Here is a 17099-nt window from a genome sequence, read left to right as displayed (position 1 = left end):
CCTGCGGGCCGCCCGTCGTCCCGTCTGTGCTCACTTGACCGCTCCAAGGTTGAGTCCGGCGACGAAGTGCCGTTGGAACCGCAGGAAGACGATGACCGTCGGGGCCGCGGCGATGACCGAACCGGCGGCGATCACGTTCCACATCGAGACGTATTCCCCCTGGAGTCCGATCAGCGAGGCCGTGATGGGCATGTGGGAGTCGGTGCGCAGCACGGTGATCGCCCACAGCAGGTCGTTGAAGATCCACGTGAAGGACAGGGCGCTGAGCGCCGCCAGGGCGGGCTTGGCGAGGGGCAGGATGATGCGCCAGTAGATCTGTCCTGCACCGGCGCCGTCGATCACCGCGGCCTGCTGGATCTCCGGTGGGATGGCCCGCATGAAGCCGTGCAGCACGAACACGTAGAAGCCCACTCCGAAGCCGACCTGGACGCCGATCAGGGCGTACAGCGTGTCGTACAGACCGAGTATCTCGCTCAGCTTCGACACGGGGATCAGCAGGATCTGCGGCGGCAGCAGGTTGCCGCCGAGCATCAGCAGGAGCAGCGTGCGCCGCCCCGGCACGTCGTAGCGGCTGAGGGCGAAGGCCGCCATGGAGGCGAGCAGGAGGGACAGCAGGAGCGTCGGGATCGTCACGAGCAGGCTGTTGATCAGCGCCCGTTGCTGGCCGCCCTCGCTCCACGCCTGCCCGAAGCCGTCGAGGGTGAAGGAGTGGGGCAGGCCGCCCAGGCCGTGCGCGGCGATGTCGTCGAAGGACCGGGTCGCGGTCACGAGAACCAGGATGACGGGCAGGAGCCACAGCAGGGACAGCAGTCCGGCGCTGAGGTGGAAGCCGGCGGTCGCGGCCCGGCGGCGCAGGAGCCGGTCGCCCGCGGCGCCGCGTGTCGTACGGGGGGTGCTCATGAGTCGGCCTCCCGGAAGGCGCGCACCAGATAGGAGGCGATGACCCCGAAGGCCAGGACGAAGATCGCCACCGCGAGCGCGGAGCCGTAGCCCAGCCGCAGCGACTGGAAGGCGGTCGAGTACATGTAGGTGCTCAGTAGTTCGGAGGAGTGGTAGGGGCCGCCTCGGGTGAGGGCCCACATCACGTCGAAGGAGCGCAGCGAGTCGATGACGATGACGGAGAGGACCACCGCGTTGACACTGCTCAGTTGCGGGAGGGTGATGTGCCGGAACTGCTGGACGCGGGAGGCGCCGTCGACCTTCGCCGCCTCGTACAGCGCCGGGTCGATCCCCTTGAGCCCGGCGAGGTAGAGCACCATCACGTAGCCGATCTGCCGCCACAGGGCCGGCAGGATCACCGCGTACAGCGCCGTCTGCTCGTCGGCGAGCCAGGACCGGGTGAGGCTCTGGAGCCCGATCCCGTCCAGGACGTGGTTGATCAGCCCGTCGGGCTGGTACATGGCCTGCCATACGAGTGCCGTGGCGACCAGGGAGAAGACGACGGGCAGGAAGAGCGCGGCCCGGTAGAAGCCGACCCCGCGGCGCTCCTGCTGGAGCAGCAGCGCCGCGCCGAGGCCCAGGAGCGCGGACAGTCCGCCGAAGAGCACGAGCCACAGCACCGTGTGCAGGACGGCGGAACCGAAGACGGGGTCGCCGAACATCTCGCGGTAGTTGCCGAGCCCCACGAACTGCGGGGCCGAGACGCCGTCCCACTTGGTCAGGGACAGGTAGAAACCCTGGAGAGCCGGCCAGAAGACCCAGAACGCCTCGGCGAGCAGCGGCAGGAACACGAAGGCGAGGACCATCGGGGGTACCCGGGTCGCCCCCTTGCGCCGACGGGTGCGGGTGGGCCGCTCGGTGTCCCGCGTCGGGGCCTGCGCGGTCAGGAGCGTCATATCACTGGCTCCAGATCTTCTGCGCGTCCCGCTGCCATCTGGTGAGGACGGAGCCGATCTTCTTCGGCTCGGAGAGGTAGTGCAGGAGCGCGGTGTCGGCCGTGGGCGCGAGCGCGTCGCTGGAGTCGCGGTTGAAGAACTGCGTGAGGTCGGAGGCTGATTCGATCAGCGCACGGCCCTTCTTCACCAGCGGGGTGCCGCTGTCCTTGGCGTCGGGGTGGGTGGGCAGGGAGGTGCCGGAGGAGCTCTTGAGGTAGATCTCCTGCGCCTCGGCCGTGGCCAGGTAGCGCAACAACTCCTTGGTCTCCTCGGCACGTCCGGTCCGCGCGCTCGCGAAGTACCCGTCCGTGGGGGCCTCTTCGACCATCGGCAGCTTGGGGTCGATCATCGGGAAGCGGAAGAAGTCGATGTCGTCGAGCTGTTCCTTGGGCGTGGAGTCCGCGAAGAAGGTGCCGATGAGCATCATCCCGGTACGTCCCTGGAGCAGCGCGGTGGTCGCGTCCTGGAAGGGGAGCGCCGTGCCGTTCTTGTCGAAGAAGGGCAGCGCCTCGTCCCAGCGGTCGAAGACCTTGCGGACCTCGGGGTCGTCGAAGCGGTGCTCGCCCGCGAGCAGCGCCCGGTGGTACTCGGCGCCGTTGATCCGGATGTTGAGGTAGTCGAACCACGAGGAGGCGACCCAGGCCGTGTTGCCGCCGGCCCCCAGGCCGATGGGGGCGACGCCCTTCGACTTGAGCTTGTCGCACAGGTTAAGGAACTCGTCCCAGGTCTTCGGCTCCCGCACGCCCCACTTGGCGAAGTTCGACTTCCGGTAGAAGACGCCCCACCAGTAGTAGGTCGAGGGGACGAAGACCTTCTTGCCGGAGGCCGCGGTGCACAGGCTGTGCAACGCCTTGCTGTAACCGGAGAGTTCGGGCTTGGACCAGATGTCGGTGAGGTCCAGCAGCAGGTCCCTCCTCGCGTACGCCTCGGCCACCGATCCGGGGTACCACGTGAGGACGTCCGGCGGGTTGGCGGAGGTGAGGTACGTCGGGAGCTGCGTGCGGAAGGTCTCCGAGGCGACGGTGTTGAGCCTGGCCCCGGCTTTGCCGCGCGTGCCGAAGGCGTCGACGACCTTCTGCATCGCGGCCTTGGCCTGGGGAGCGGAGAGGTTCGACTGGAGCGTGACCGCGCCGCCCTTCTTCGCGGTGCCGCCGCTGGTCGAACCCGAGGTGACACAGCCACTCAGCAGCGCGGTGGCGCCCATCGCGCTGGCGCCGGCGAGGACGGCACGGCGGCTCGGTACGGGGGTGATCATGGGTGAACTCCTAGAGGGCCAGCGATATATGGCCGGAGGAGGCGAAGCCCGGGTCGCTGATCCCTGACGGACGGGCTTCGCTCGGCGAGTACAGACTGACGAAGCGCCTGACGCGCTGTCAATATTAATTAGTATTTTATTTTTTCCATGGGGTGGATCTGCGGCTCATCGATGCCCTCGGGGACGTGCACGAGGAGGCGGGCCGCCCCGGTGACGGCGGCGGCGTCCCACGCGTCTGGGGCGCCGCCGCCCAGGAGGTCCCGGCGCCGGGGAACCGCGGAGGGTCAGAGGCGGGTGAGCCGCACCTGTCCGGTCACGCCGCGGAAGGCGGCCACCAGGCCACCGCCGTCGACGGCGAGTCCGGGCGCACCGGAGAGGGCGGCACTCGCGAACTCCGGGCGCCTGGTCCAGTCCGACCACGCGTCCTGTCCGGCACCGTCCGTCGTGAGCGAACGCTGCCAGACCGTGTAGTCCCCGGCCCGCGCGAGGAGCTTGACGGTGTCACCGCTGACCGCCAGCGCGGGGCTCCCGCTCACCGTGCCGCCGAGCGAGGACCACGGCGACCAGTGGCCGTCGGCCCCCTGCGTCCTGGTCCACAACGAGTCGTCCGTGGCGCGCACCACGACACGGGTCACTCCCCGGGAGTCCACGACGGCCGAGGGGTCGTCCTGGACGCCGAGGCCGGCCGGGGTGCCGAGCGAGGTCCACGCGCCGCCGTCCACGCTCCTGGTCAGGAGCGACCCGTCGGTGCCCCGGCCGAACAGCCGCGCCCCACGTTCCCCGTCGGCGGCGGTCAGGGCGGGGGCCGAGGTGAGCCGTCGGCCGGCGACCCGGGACCAGGCGCCCCAGCGGTGCCCGTCGAAGCTCCTGCGGTACGCGAAGCCGTCCGTGCCCCGTACGGCGACGTCGAGGCCGCCTCCCGCGGAGGCCGTGACCGCCGGCCGCCCGACGACGCGGCCGCCGACGGGGCCGCCCAGGGAGGTGCCGCGTCCGGCCGTCCGCGCCGCGTCCGGGCCGCTGAACCGGCGCAGGGCCCCTCGCTCGTCCCGCACGAAGACGTTCACCCGGCCGCTCGCCTCCCGCACCACGGAGGGGTCGGCCTCGGAGCGGGCGCCGAGCGGGACGCCGGGGGCGGCGTCCTCACCCGCGAGCGACAGGAAGGCCGTGCCGTGCGCCGGTACCCGCACGGTGTACGAACCGTGCCGCGTGCCCCGGTTCTCGCGAGCCCGCAGGTCGCGCACCCGCACCGCTCCGCCGAGTCCGGCGTCCGCGAAGGACACGGTGCGCTCGGCCGCCTTGTCCGAGCGGTTGAGCAGGACGACGGCCCGGCGCCCCGAGCCTTCGAGTACCTTGCTGTACACGTCGCCGGTCGCGTCGGAGGCGACCCGCACGCCCTGGACGGCCATCGGGTCCTGGTCCACCGCGATGATCTCCGGGTTGCGCAGGGTCCGCGTCATCTCCTGTGACAGGGTGCGCGGATCGGAGCCGATGACGAGGGGGGACGCCATCTCCGCCCACATCACGAACTGCGTCGTCGACTCCTCACGGGTCAGCTCGGGGGTCCCGTCCGCCAGCGGCCGCATGGGGATCAGGTAGTCGGGGTCGTTGTAGTGGCCGGGGCTCTGCGCCTCCGGGTGCCAGGCGTTGCCGTCCATGTTGCGCAGGACGTTGGGCCACTGACCGGGTGAGGGCTCACCGAAGGCGACGTCGGTCCCGGTCCGCCAGGAGTCGGCGGTCGTCGGGCCGTAGGTGTAGGCGTTGTGGGCGTCCTGGGCCGGGGTGTGCGGGATGCCCCAGTCGTCCGTGAGCGGGTTGCAGAGATTGACCAGCATGGGCCGGCCGGTCCTCGCCACCGCCGCGCTGAACTCGCGGAAGGCGGGCTCCGGATCCGCCTTCTCCGTGATGCCGCACAGGAAGTCGACCTTGACCGCGTCGAACTTCCAGTCCGCGAACTGCTGGGCGTCCTGCTGGTAGTGCCCCCTGCTGCCGAGCCCGCAGGACTTGCCGCCGTCGTAGGTCCCCGCGTCGGTGTAGATCCCGGCCTTGAGCCCGCGCGCGTGCAGGTAGCTGACGAGGGAGGGGATGCCGGAGGGGAAGCGTTCCGGATGTGCGACGAGCCGGCCCGAGGCGTCACGCGGCTCGTCGGCCTGCCAACCGCCGTCGAGCCAGACGATGTCGTACCCGCTCTTGGCGAGACCGCTGGAGAGGAGGTGGTCGGCGACGCTCTTCACCTCTTTCTCGGTGGGCGCGCCGAGCCCGAAGTACGTGTTCCAGCCCATGTAGGGGGTGGGCGCCTGAGGGCCTCGCGCGGCCGGGGAGAAGGCTGACGGGCCGGCGGGGGCGGCGGCCTGCGCGGTCGGCGTGAGGGCCCCGATGAGCGCCGCGGCGAGCAGAGCGGCGGACGCCGCTGTGGCACGTGAGGGTGTCACTGAAGTCTCCTGACGAGTTGGCTGCCCAAGACAGTGCGGGCGCCGGGAGACACTGTCAACGATTCTTACTAATAAACTAAAAAATGAGCGATGGCCGTTCAGGGCGCCGAAGTTGGCGGCGCGCCCCCGGGGCGGACGGATCATGAAAAGGCGGGAGTTGACCGGTGGGCGGCATCAGAGCAGCTGCGCCGTCCCCCGTCCGGCGGTTTTCCCCCGCTGCCACCCGTCGGTCCCGGCTCCGCGTCGGTCCACGACGGTGCGCGCCCTCCCGCACGCGACCGGGCCGGGACCGCGTACGGCGGTCCCGGCCCGGTCGTCGGTGAGGCGTCAGGCGGTCGTGGTGGACGGGTGGCCGTTGAAGGGCTCGGCGTGGACGCTGAGGCGGGCGGAGGTGGTCCGGCGGGGCCAGGAGAGGGTGACGGTGCGGCTCTCTCCCGGCAGGAGCCACAGGTAGTTGTCGCTGTAGAGAGTGGGCAGGACGCGGTCGCCGCCCCGGGCCTCGCGCAGCGACAGGCGGGTCATCGCGGCCACCGAGCGGCCCCGGTTGCCGACGCGCACCCGCACCTCCTCGCGGTCGCCCGTCCGCGTGCGGCCGGCGGTGGTGAGGCTGAGCCGGGCGTCGGGGAGGGTGCCGAGGGCGCGCATCGCCTCCGGGGTGCGGTGGCGCCAGTAGGTGTTCTCGGACAGGAGACGGCCGCCGGAGGTGCTGAGGGTGAGCCGCAGCAGGTGCAGGGCGGGCAGAGCGGCGGTGAACTCGCTCGTGAAGGCGCGGGTGCGCGTGGCGGCCGGCAGGTCGAGGCGGGTGGAGCGGGCCCGGCCGAGCTGCCTGCCGTCGAGGTCGTACAGCCGCGCCTCGACCCGTACGTCCTTCAGGCGCTCACCGGTGTGGTTGAGCGCGAGGACCTCCCACTTCTCCGGGTCGGCCTGGACGTGGAGCGGTTCGCAGGCGGAACGGGCGCCGTAGTAGGTGCCGTTGACGTCGAAGTCGTAGTCATAGGTCTGCCACACGGTGCTGTGCCACGCCGGGTGGGACATCCACAGCATGAGGCCGGTGGCGTCGTCCCACAGGTGGGCGTTCCACGCCTCGAACATCGCGCGCGCGTTGTCGTAGTTGACGAACTGGGCCTTGCGGGCGAAGTCGTCGAGGTCGCGCGCGGTGCCGAGGCGCCGCTCGATCGCCGCCTTGTAGTGCTGAGGGGCCTGGTTGCCGTTCTCGCTCCAGTCGTGGTGGTACCAGGCGCCGCCGATGGGCCACTCCGGCTCGTCGCCGGTCATGGCGCGCAGGCTCTCGGCGGTGGAGACGACGGGCATGCCGATCTCGGTGTGGAAGCCGAAGGAGCCGCTGCCGTACGTGTCGGCGCGGAAGTAGCGCTCCGGCTCGACGTAGCCGTAGGGGCCGCCGCCGGTGATGATGCCGCCCGCCGAGTTGTTCTGGTAGAGCAGTCCGGGCGCGAGCTCCTGGACGGCCTCGCGCATGCCCCGGTCGATCGCGGCGGGCGGGTCGCCCTCGTTGGCGCCGCACCACACGACGACGCTCGGGTGGACGCGGTAGCGCAGGACGGTGTCCCGGGCCTGGGCGACGAAGACCTCGTGGTCCGGGGCGTCCATGCCCCACGCGTTGGGGAAGTCGTTCCACACGAGGATGCCGTACTTGTCGCATGTGGCGAAGAACTCCTCGCGGTCGCAACTGCCCACCCAGTTGCGGATCATGGTGAAGTTCATGTCGCGGTGCATGCGCACGGCCGCGTCCAGGCGTTCCTCGGGCATACGGCGCAGAAGCTCGTCCCAGCCCCAGTTCCCGCCGCGCGCGAGGACGGGCACGCCGTTGACGCTGATCCGCAGCGGCTTCGGGGTGTTGTCGACGCTCGCGACGTCCCGCCACGTACGGCCGTCGTCGGAGACCTGCACCGTGTACGTCTTCGGGTAGGCGCGTTCCCACAGCGCCGCGACGCGGTCGAGGGTGCGGGCCTCGCCGAGGTCGAGGGCGATCCACTGGTCGTCCTGTGCCGCGGACGACCAGCGGGTGTCGTCGCGGCCGTCGGTGGCGTGCGCCGCCGGGTGGTCGGACTCCTCGCTCGACGCCGAGACGGTGGCCTGGCGCGCGAGGTCCTTCCCGTCGCGCGGCACGCTGAGCGACCACAGCGAGGTGCCCCAGCTCGTCGCCCGCTTCCCGCAGGCCAGCCGCACCCAGCGGGCGGTGACCTCGGGGAACTCGGTGACACGCAGGCTCGCGTCGGCGTTGCCGAAGGGCAGCGGCAGAGCCGAGTTGTCGACGCTCGCCGCGTCGGTCCACGTCTCGCCGTCCGAGGAGACCTGCACGACGAAGGTGCGGGCGTAGGCGCGTTCCCACGTGAGGTCGACGCGGTCGAAGTCCTGCTCGGCGCCGAGGTCGACGCGCAGCCACTGCCCGTCCTCGTACGCCGAGGACCAGCGGGTCGCGGGGTCGCCGTCGGTGGCGTGCGTGGCGGCGCCCCCGGGCCCGTCGGTGGAGGAGGCGGTCGCCTCGGCGTGCAGGGCGAGGTCGGTGCCGGGGCGCTCGCCGTCGAGGACGGAGAGCGTCCACAGCGAGAAGCCCCAGTCCGAGGCCCGCTCCGCGCAGTCGAGCCGTATGTAGCGGGCTTTGCGGCGGCCGAGGTCCACGGACTGGACGGCGGCGTCCTCGGCGGCGCCGAAGGGCAGCGGCACCTCGTAGGCGTAGCCGAACTGCCGGATGCCGAAACGGGTCGTACGGCGGTCGCTCTCGGTGCCGTCCACGGTCGCGGTGAGCCGCAGGTCGTAGAGGTGCGGCTCACCGAGGCCGTTGGGCCACCACAGCTTCGGGCGGCGCAGACGCAGCGCGGCGAAGGCGTCCGGCGCGAGCACCGCCTCCGTCTCCTCGCCGGCGCGGACGGTCACGCTTCTGGCGACCTTGACGCCCTCGAAGGCGGCCTCGACGCGGACGGTGTGGTCGCGGGTGTCCGCGTTGCGCACGGGGACGACGACGCTGACCTCCGCGACGGCGGTGTCCGGCAGCTTCGGCAGCACGGTGTCCACGCGCGGGTCACCGAGGACGACCTGCCCGGTGGCGCGCAGCCGTACGTGGTTCCAGATCCCCGCGCCGCGGTCGCGGACGGCGGGCATCCAGTCCCAGCCGGAGGAGGCGAGGTAGGTGGGCGAGTTCTTGTTCATCTGCTCCGCGCCCGCGTCCACCCACGACTCCCCCGCCGGGCCCTTGTCGCCGGGGCTGCCGGGCACCGGCATGGGGCTGACGCGGACGGCGAGAGCGTTCTCGTCGCGCGCGGCGAGCAGGTCGGTGACGTCGAGCGCGGCACGCGCGAACGGGTGGCTCAGCTCTCCCGCCCGGTGGCCGTTGAGCCACACCTCGGCGGCGTGGTTGACCCCGTCGAACTCCAGCCACACGCGGCGCCCGCGCCCGGTACGCAGGCCACGCGGGGTGGTGAAATCCCGTTTGTACCACCACGTGTGACGGGAGAGCGCCTCGGGGACGCGCAGGTTGTTGAGGCCGGACACGGGGTCGGGCAGCTTGCCCTGCTCGACGAGGGCGCCGAGCACGGTGCCGGGGACGAGCGCGGGCAGCCAGTCGCTCGTGTCGACGGTGGCGCGGGAGAGCGCGGCGCCACCGCCCTCGACCCGGTCGTCCATCGTCAAGACCCAGCCGGACTCCAGCGGTACCGTCCCGTCGTCGGCGAGGGCGAGCGCGGGGGCGGCGTGGTGGTGGGTGCCCCAGTCGGTCCAGCCGGTGGCGGCGGGGCGGTGGCCGGGCTCCTCGCCGTAGACGGCGAAGCCGTTGAGGCCGAGCGGCAGCGGCCCGGAGCGCTTGCGGGAGGTGAGCCGCACCCAGCGGCAGCTGACGGGGCGGGAGAGCGTGATCTCGGTGCGGCCGCCCTTGCCGTCGGTCGTACGGTGCACGCGCTGCCACGTCCTGCCGTCGGTCGAGACCTCCAGGTCGAAGGCGGTGGCGTAGCTGGAGAGGTTCTCCTTGCCCGTGGTGCCCGAGCGCGGGTTGCCCGTCGTGGGCGGCGTGAAGACGGGGTCCCCGGCGGCGGCCTCGAACACGAGCCCGACCCGGCTGACGCGGCACCGGGCCTGGAGATCGACGCTGATCCACTGCGGGTCCCCGGCCGCGGCGCGCCAGCCGCTGCCCCGGGGTCCTGGCACGTCCAGACCGTCCACGGCGAAGGAGCCCGGCGTCGGCGCGTAGTCGGTCGAGGAGACGCGGACGGGCCGGTGCAGGGCGAGTTCGCGGGCCTTTTCGGCGCCCCCCTGGGCGTGGGCGGCGGCGGGGGTGAGGGCGTCGAGGCCGAATCCGGCGAGGAGCGTCGCTCCGGCGACGACGACTCCGCGCCGGGTCGGACGGGACAGGGAGAGGGCGGTGGACGGCTGCTCGGACATGCGGTGGGTATCCCTCGGGCAGCGCCCCGGACGGCCTGACGCCGGTGCGGGCGACGGGACGGACGGGACGGTGGCGGCACTTGACAACGTTGCCAGCGCAACTGACGGTCACATTCCGCGCTTTGACAACGTTGCCATAGCCTCTGCGTCACCTGTGACGCCTGTCAAGAGACGTGCGAGGGTCTTGTGAGCGGACAGGGGCGGGCGGCGCGAGCCGCCCCGGGGAGGCTCGTCCGGACGGTGAGCCCCGTACGCCGGGGGCGAAAAGAGCGCCGGCAGGGCCTCGCCCCGGCCAAGGCGGCGAACCCGGCGCGGACTCTGGGCGCCCGCGAGCGGCCTCGGACACCGGGCACCGGGCACCGGGCTTCCCGAGGAGCGACGTGGCGCTCGTACTCGGCGGTCGCCCGCTCGGTCATGTCGCGGCCGGAGAAGGCGCGCGGCGGCGACGGCCGGGCGGCGACCGGGTGGAGGCCCGCCACGCGGGAGGCGAAGGGCCCACCGGCCATGCCGGGACCGGCCAGAGAGCGGGCGCGCTCGTCGCTCAGGGCACGGCGGCCGGTGAGGCGGCGCAGACGAGCGGCCCGAAGGGGCTGTCGACGGCGTTCTCGACCGAGAGGTCCGCAGAGCAGACCGGCACCTCATATGGACAACCCGTCCACTTCTTGCTTATATGAACAACGCGTCCACATCCTTACGCCCCACGGAGGACTCCCATGAGCACCACCACCCCCTCGCCCCGGGTCGCCCTCGTGACCGGCGGCTCCGGCGGTATCGGCCAGGCCGTCGTCGAGCGGCTCGTCACCGACGGCTACGCGGTCGCCGTGCACTACGCGGGCAACCAGGCCAAGGCGGACGCCCTGGTGAAGAAGGTCGAGGCGTCGGGCCACTCCGCGCTCGCCGTCGGCGGTGACGTCGCGGACGAGGAGGCCATGCGGGCCGCGTTCGACCGGACGGAGGCCGCGTTCGGCGGTATCGACGTCGTGGTGAACACGGCCGGCGTCATGCTGCTCTCCCCCGTCGCCGACCTCGACCTGGACGACCTCGACCGGATGCACCGCACCAACATCCGCGGCACCTTCGTCGTCTCCCAGCAGGCCGCCAGGCGGCTGCGCCCGGGTGGCGCGCTCATCAACTTCTCCACCTCGGTCACCCGCGCGAAGTTCCCCTCGTACGCCGGCTACGCGGCGAGCAAGGCGGCCGTGGAGGCCATGTCGCTGATCCTGGCGCGCGAGCTGCGCGGCAGGGACATCACCGTCAACGCGGTGGCGCCCGGCCCCACCGCGACGCCGCTCTTCCTGAACGGCAAGGACGAACAGACCGTCGACAACCTGGCCAAGGCGGTCCCGCTCGAACGGCTCGGCACCCCCGAGGACATCGCCGAGACCGTCGCCTTCCTCGCCGGGCCCGCCCGCTGGGTCAACGGCCAGGTCATCTTCACCAACGGCGGGCTCGCCTGAGCCCGCACGTCCCGCACGCGGGGTCTCGCGCCGTGGCCGGTCCGCGACCGCCCGCCGGGATCAGCGCCTTCCGCGTCGGCGCGCTCACGAACGAAGGAGGCCCCGAGATGTCCACCCCGCCCACCCGTCCCGGCATCGGTTCCCAGCGCCGGGGCCGCGGGCGCCGGCCCGCGCACGAGGTGCGCGCCGACGTGCTGCGCGCCGTCGGTGCCCTGCTGCTCGGCGACGGGCTCGCCGCCCTCACCTTCGAGCGCGTCGCCCGCGAGTCGGGCGTGAGCCGGACCACGCTCCACAAGTGGTGGCCCTCCGTCGGCGCCCTCGCGCTCGACGGCTACTTCCACGCCGTCGAGGACACCCTCGCCTTTCCCGACACGGGCGACCTGCGCGCCGACGTCACCACCCAGCTGCACCACTTCGTACGGCTGATGACGAGGACGCCCGCCGGGCGGCTGCTGACCGAACTCATCGGCCGCTCCCAGACCGATCCCGACCTCGCCGCCGAGTACCGTCGCCTCTACTCCTCGGGGCGCCGACAGCTCGCCACCGAGCGCTTCCTGCGCGCGCAGGAGACCGGCCGGATCCGGCCGGGCGTCGATGTGGGGGTGCTCGTGGACCAGCTCTGGGGCGCCGTCTACCACCGTCTCCTCATCCCTGACGAGCCCGTGGACGAAGCCTTCGTGGACGCGCTGGTGGGCAACTTGTTCGAGGGCGTCGTACCGGCTCCTGAGAGGCCCCGCCTCGGGTGACCGGCTCTCCCCGGCCGCACGGGCAGCGAAGTCCCTCTCCGGGGCTCGTCGCGGGCCCGCGTGCGTCACGGACGAGCGTCACCGGGCCGGGGCCGGCCACGAGAGGGGCGCCCGTTCTCGTGGCGCCCCGGCTCGCGGCGCGCCCCTCAGGGGGTGGGGTCGCCGGTCCGCGCACCCGCGACGTTCTCCCGCGCGCCTCCGGTCGCGGCGGCCGCTTTGACGGTCCGTCCGGGCCTGGGGGCCAGGTGGGGGCCGAGCAGTCCGACGGCCAGGGCCACGGCCACCAGTGCGGTGGCGCTCCACAGCAGGGAGGTCATACCGGCCCGCTCCACGACGACGCCGCCGAAGAAGGCGCCCAGGGCGATCGCCGCGGTGAAGACACCGACGTACAGCCCGGTCACGCGCTCGACGTGGTGCGGGGCGGCCTGCGTCATCCAGATCTGGCCGGCCACCGACAGCCCGCCGTAGGCGAGGCCCCACAGGGCGACACTCGCGCCGGTGGGACCGGCGAAGGCGCCGAAGAGCGCGAGCAGCGCGATCGCCACACCGATGCCCACCGTCAGGCCGAGGACCGTCGCGCGGGCGCGGCGCGCGGCGAGGGCGCCGGCCGCGAAGTTGCCGGCCAGCCCGAAGACGCCGTAGACCAGCAGCACCAGGGCGACCGCGCCCCCTGACATACCGGTGCGCTCTTCGAGAAGGGGCCGTACGTAGGTGTAGGCGGCGAAGTGCGCGGTGACGAGGAAGACGACCAGCACCAGACCGACCGTCACCGGCCCGCTGAACAAGGCGGTCCGGCGGCCCGGCGCGCTGTCCGGGGCCGAGGGCGCGGGACGGGGCAGACGGGGCAGCGCGAACGCGAGAGCGGCGGCGAGGAGCAGGGCGGCCACGGACAGCGCGGTGAACGCGGCACGCCAGCCGAAGGCGTCGCTGACGAGCGTGCCGAGGGGGACGCCGAGCACGGAGGCCACCGCGACCCCGCTGACGGCGACGGACACGGCGAGGGCCACGTTGCGGGGTGCCACGAGCCGGGTCGCGACCGCGGCCGCGAGGCCCCAGACGGCGCCCATCCCGAGGCCGAGGACGACGCGCGAGACCACCAGGAGCCCGAAGCCGTGCGCGACCGCGCTCAGCGCGTTACCCGCGGCCAGCACCACCATCGCGACGGCCAGGACGAGGCGCCGGTCGACCCCGCCGAGCAGGCGGGGCACCGCCGGGGCGGCGACCGCGGTGACCAGTCCGGTGACGGTCAGGCTGGAGCCGGCCGTTCCCGCGCTGATCTGGAGCCCCTCGGCCATCGGGGTCAGCACGCCCACGGGCAGCATCTCCGAGGTCACGACCACGAACGTGCTCAAGGCCACCACCGCGACCGCCGCCCACTGCCGGGGGGTGGTGCGTGCCGGGTCGGGGCCGGTGTTGCGAACCGGTGCGTGCGAATCCATGACACCAACAAAGCAGTGCGGCCCCGGCGGGATCAACAGCCGTCTTCTCAAGGGTCGATGAGCTAGAGTAATCGATGCCGCGCACGGGGAAGGGACACGATGAATCAGGTCCACATCCAGGAGATCGAGTGCCTGCTCGTGCTGGCCGAGGAGTTGCACTTCGGCCGCACCGCCACCCGCCTGGGCTACTCCCAGAGCCGCGTCAGCCAGCTCGTCGCCGCACTCGAACGCCGCGTGGGGGTCAGGCTGGTCGACCGCACCAGCCGCAGCGTGGCGCTCAGCCGGTTCGGCGCTCAGTTCGTCGAGGAAGTGCGCCCGGCCCACGAGGCGTTCACCTCCGTGATCGTCCGGGCTCGCGCGCGGGCCGGCAGCGGCAGCCTGCGCCAGCTGCGCATCGGTTTCCACGGCAGCGTCTACGAGGAGGTCACCGAGGCGTTCCGCCGGCTGCGCGCCCACCACGAGGTGACCATGGCGCTGAGCGAGATTCCGCTGGGCTCCCCCTTCTCCGCCGTGCTGGACGGCCGGCTCGATGCCGCGGTGGTCGAACTCCCGGTCAACGAGGCCGCCTTGACCATCGGCTTCCGCTTTCCCCCACAGGACCGGCTGCTCGCCCTCGCCACCTCCCACCCGCTCTCGGGCGCCGAACGCGTCCACGTGGAGCACCTCGCGACCCTGGATCTCCTGCACCCCGTCGGTGACGCCCCCGACTACTGGAAGGCCGCCCGCGTGCCCCGCTCCACCCCCGCGGGCACTCCGATCCGCTCGACCACGGGCATCACGACCGCCCAGGAGGGACTGGCGCTCGTGGCCTCCGGCGAGCACGGCATGCTGGTGTGCCGGCCACTGGCCGAACGGGCCACGCGCGGCGACGTGCGCTACCTCCCCGTCGAGGGGCTCGACGAACCGTCCCAGCTCGGCCTGATCTGGCGCACCGACCGCGCCTACCCGCAGCTGACCGCGCTCGCACGGCTCCTGCACCAGGAGTTCACCCGCCCAAAGGCGACCGCACCACTTCCCGCGTGATCCGTCCCGCGCGTTCACCTGAGGACACGTCGGGCAACACCCCGGCAAGACATCGCAACACCCCGATAAAACAACGGACTTGATGGCCCATCAGGCGCCCGGATCAGCGCCGTCTCGCATACTGGGAAGGTTGCTGAGACGCCTTGCGCACGCCCGTGGCGCCCCGCAATCATCCAAGCATGAGCACTCCGACCCCCACACCTGTCGCGCCCTCCGGCGTGCGTTGTGGCGTGGTCACAGGCTTCTGTTGTCGGTCCTGAACACCTGCCACACGGTTCGGTCCCGACCCCTGCCGGCATGCCGCGTCCTCTCGCGCCGCCGTCGGCCCTGACGCCTCCGGAGTCACCATGGTGAACGACACCACTCACTCTCGCACGCGCCCTCGGCGCCGCGCGGAGTGTCCCGTTGTCCGCTCGGAGCCCTGTCCTCGCTCCACGTCCCCCCTACGCCCTTCCGCGTAGCCGAGGCATCTTCCCGCCGGCCCGGGGCGCGGCGACCGACACGACGGCCTCCGGGCAACGGCGCCCGCCCGCCGTCGCGCCCCCATGGCGGATCCCCCCGGATCGCAGCAGGTCAGAGAACATCAGGAACGGGAGAATTTCTCGTGTGCGGAATAGTCGGCTGGATTGATTTAACCGGTCTGGGCCCGGACGCGCCCGCCATCGCGGAGAAGATGAACGCCGAGCACGAGCACCGGGGCCCGGACGGATCGGGTGTCTGGCTCTCGCGGTACGCCGTGCTCGCCCACCGTCGGCTCTCGGTGATCGACATCGAGAACGGGGAGCAGCCGATGCTGCATCCCTCCACTCCGGGCGCCGAGGCCCGCACCGTGCTCTCCTACAACGGTGAGCTGTACAACTACCGCGAGTTACGCCGTGAGCTGGCCGGACGGGGCCACAGGTTCCGCACGTCGAGCGATACCGAAGTGGTTCTCGCCGCCTGGGTGGAGTGGGGTGTGCGCGCCGTCGAGCACTTCAACGGGATCTTCGCCTTCGCGGTGTGGGACGAGAGCGAGGAGACCTTGTGGCTCGTGCGCGACCACCTCGGCGTGAAACCACTCCACTACCACCAGGAGGGCGACCGTCTCGTCTTCGGGTCCGAGGTGAAGTCCATCCTCGCGCATCCGGACGTGGTGGCGGCGGTCGACGAGGCAGGTCTGCGGCAGTTGCTACTGCCCATGCTGAAGTTCCCGGGCACCAACCCCTATCGAGGCATCTGCGAGGTGCTGCCCGGACAGGTGCTGGAGTTCTCCCGGCGCGGGGTGCGCACGACCACGTACTGGAAACTCGCGGACTTCGTGGGACGCGAGGCCGAGGCGAACGACCTCGGCAGCGCGGTCGAGGAGTTGCGCTCACTGCTGGACGACACCGTCGCCCGGCAGACCGTCGCGGACGTGCCGGTGGGCACCTTCCTCTCGGGTGGGCTGGACTCCTCGGTCGTCACAGCGATCGCGGCCGCTCTGCCGGGCCGGGCCGGCCGGGTGAGTTCGTTCTCCGTGGACTTCACGGACGCCGCCGGGTCGGCCGACTCGCGCTCCGCGCTGGACCGGCGGTACGCCCGCGAGGCCGCGGACTGGATCGGCTCGCGGCACTCCAACATCGTGCTGGACAGCGGTCTGCTGGCGAGCGGCGCCGTGCGGGACGCCACGGTGCGCGCGCGTGACCTGCCGACGGGTTTCGGGGACCTCGACGCGAGCCTGCTCCTGCTGTGCCGCGCGATCCGCGAGCACGCCACGGTCGCCCTGTCCGGCGAGGCGGCGGACGAGATCCTCGGCGGCTACCTCTGGTTTCACGATCCGCGCGCGGTCTGGGCGGACACCTTCCCGTGGATCGCGGACAGCCCCGCGCACGGCTACCTGCACCAGCGCGTCCTGAGCACGATCTCCCCCGAACTCGTGAAGGAGTTGCGCGTCGAGGAGTATCTGCGGGACGAGTACACGACGGCACTGGCGGAACTGACCTTCGCACCGGGCCTGAGCCGGCCGGAGCGGCGGCACCGCGAGATCATCCACCTCGCCATCACCCGTTTCCTGCCGACGCTGCTGGACCGCAACGACCGCCTCAGCATGGCGGGAGCCCTGGAGGTGCGGGTCCCGTTCTGCGACCACCGCGTCGTGCAGCATCTGGTGACGCTCTCGCAGCACATCCACAACGCGGGGGGCCGGGAGAAGGGCGTCCTGCGCGACGCCGCCGCCGGTCTGCTCCCGGTGGACGTGCTGGAGCGGAAGAAGTCGCCCTACCCGACCACGCCCGATCCCGACTACTCCCGCAAGCTTGAGGAGCAGGTCACGGAGGTCCTCGCCGACCCGCCCGACGGGCTCGGGGACATCTTCGCCGAGCACGTCCTCGCGCCGGGCCGGGTGACCGACTCGGCCAGATCGCACGGGCTCGTCAGCAACTTCGAGGGCGAGGTCCTCCTGAACTTCGCCTCGTGGCTACGGCAGTACACGCCGAAGCTCGCGATCTGACGACCTCCGCCGGGCCC

10 protein-coding genes are annotated in these 17099 nt (G+C 72.1%); 4 read left to right on the top strand and 6 right to left on the bottom strand.

Translation table 11 applies throughout. The features are described 5' to 3' along the window. Positions 1–30: 30 nt before the first annotated feature. The 5 genes from ACFYMP_RS08655 to ACFYMP_RS08635 all read right to left on the bottom strand — a co-directional run bounded on the left by ACFYMP_RS08655 (position 31) and on the right by ACFYMP_RS08635 (position 9950). The gene (locus tag ACFYMP_RS08655; RefSeq protein ID WP_388852701.1) at positions 31–900 is read right to left on the bottom strand and encodes a carbohydrate ABC transporter permease; all 870 of its coding nucleotides are present in this window, start codon (positions 898–900) and stop codon (positions 31–33) included. Further along, on the bottom strand, positions 897–1835 hold the full coding sequence (locus tag ACFYMP_RS08650) for a carbohydrate ABC transporter permease (RefSeq protein WP_388852699.1): 939 nt from the start codon (positions 1833–1835) through the stop codon (positions 897–899). The genes ACFYMP_RS08655 and ACFYMP_RS08650 overlap by 4 nt, the downstream gene beginning before the upstream one ends. A gap of 1 nt (position 1836) precedes the next feature. Further along, the gene (locus ACFYMP_RS08645) at positions 1837–3129 is read right to left on the bottom strand and encodes an ABC transporter substrate-binding protein (RefSeq protein ID WP_388852696.1); all 1293 of its coding nucleotides are present in this window, start codon (positions 3127–3129) and stop codon (positions 1837–1839) included. A 284-nt stretch (positions 3130–3413) separates the two neighbouring features. Continuing rightward, positions 3414–5558, bottom strand: coding sequence for a glycoside hydrolase family 27 protein (locus ACFYMP_RS08640; protein WP_388852693.1), 2145 nt, complete (start codon positions 5556–5558; stop codon positions 3414–3416). Positions 5559–5885: 327 nt separating this feature from the next. Further along, positions 5886–9950 carry a discoidin domain-containing protein gene (locus tag ACFYMP_RS08635; protein WP_388852690.1) on the bottom strand — a complete coding sequence of 1355 codons (4065 nt, stop codon included), beginning with the start codon at positions 9948–9950 and terminating at the stop codon, positions 5886–5888. Between the two features lie 713 nt (positions 9951–10663). Here ACFYMP_RS08635 and ACFYMP_RS08630 point away from each other — a divergent pair. Further along, entirely contained in the window at positions 10664–11407 is a 744-nt protein-coding gene (locus ACFYMP_RS08630; protein ID WP_388852687.1) for an SDR family oxidoreductase, read from the top strand. A gap of 107 nt (positions 11408–11514) precedes the next feature. Continuing rightward, positions 11515–12153: a TetR-like C-terminal domain-containing protein gene (locus ACFYMP_RS08625; protein ID WP_388852683.1), complete on the top strand. Its 639-nt coding sequence runs from the start codon at positions 11515–11517 to the stop codon at positions 12151–12153. 146 nt (positions 12154–12299) lie between these two features. Here ACFYMP_RS08625 and ACFYMP_RS08620 read toward each other — a convergent pair whose 3' ends face one another. After that, positions 12300–13592 carry an MFS transporter gene (locus tag ACFYMP_RS08620; protein ID WP_388852680.1) on the bottom strand — a complete coding sequence of 431 codons (1293 nt, stop codon included), beginning with the start codon at positions 13590–13592 and terminating at the stop codon, positions 12300–12302. 99 nt (positions 13593–13691) lie between these two features. Here ACFYMP_RS08620 and ACFYMP_RS08615 point away from each other — a divergent pair, with 99 nt between their 5' ends. Together ACFYMP_RS08615 and asnB are read left to right on the top strand one after the other, a co-directional pair. Then, the gene (locus ACFYMP_RS08615; protein WP_388852677.1) at positions 13692–14615 is read left to right on the top strand and encodes a LysR family transcriptional regulator; all 924 of its coding nucleotides are present in this window, start codon (positions 13692–13694) and stop codon (positions 14613–14615) included. A gap of 604 nt (positions 14616–15219) precedes the next feature. Continuing rightward, on the top strand, positions 15220–17082 hold the full coding sequence (gene asnB / locus ACFYMP_RS08610; protein WP_388852674.1) for an asparagine synthase (glutamine-hydrolyzing): 1863 nt from the start codon (positions 15220–15222) through the stop codon (positions 17080–17082). Positions 17083–17099 lie beyond the last annotated feature (17 nt).

It is taken from the genome of Streptomyces sp. NPDC007088 (assembly GCF_042869355.1).
Lineage (GTDB): Bacteria > Actinomycetota > Actinomycetes > Streptomycetales > Streptomycetaceae > Streptomyces.
This window is presented reverse-complemented; position numbering and strand designations above follow the sequence as displayed.

Coding starts and splice junctions, on each gene's coding strand:
- ACFYMP_RS08630 (WP_388852687.1), top strand. CDS start 10,664: ATGAGCACCACCACCCCCTCGCCCCGGGTCGCCCTCGTGACCGGCGGC.
- ACFYMP_RS08655 (WP_388852701.1), bottom strand. CDS start 900: ATGAGCACCCCCCGTACGACACGCGGCGCCGCGGGCGACCGGCTCCTG.
- ACFYMP_RS08620 (WP_388852680.1), bottom strand. CDS start 13,592: ATGGATTCGCACGCACCGGTTCGCAACACCGGCCCCGACCCGGCACGC.
- ACFYMP_RS08645 (WP_388852696.1), bottom strand. CDS start 3,129: ATGATCACCCCCGTACCGAGCCGCCGTGCCGTCCTCGCCGGCGCCAGC.
- ACFYMP_RS08650 (WP_388852699.1), bottom strand. CDS start 1,835: ATGACGCTCCTGACCGCGCAGGCCCCGACGCGGGACACCGAGCGGCCC.
- ACFYMP_RS08635 (WP_388852690.1), bottom strand. CDS start 9,950: ATGTCCGAGCAGCCGTCCACCGCCCTCTCCCTGTCCCGTCCGACCCGG.
- ACFYMP_RS08625 (WP_388852683.1), top strand. CDS start 11,515: ATGTCCACCCCGCCCACCCGTCCCGGCATCGGTTCCCAGCGCCGGGGC.
- ACFYMP_RS08615 (WP_388852677.1), top strand. CDS start 13,692: ATGAATCAGGTCCACATCCAGGAGATCGAGTGCCTGCTCGTGCTGGCC.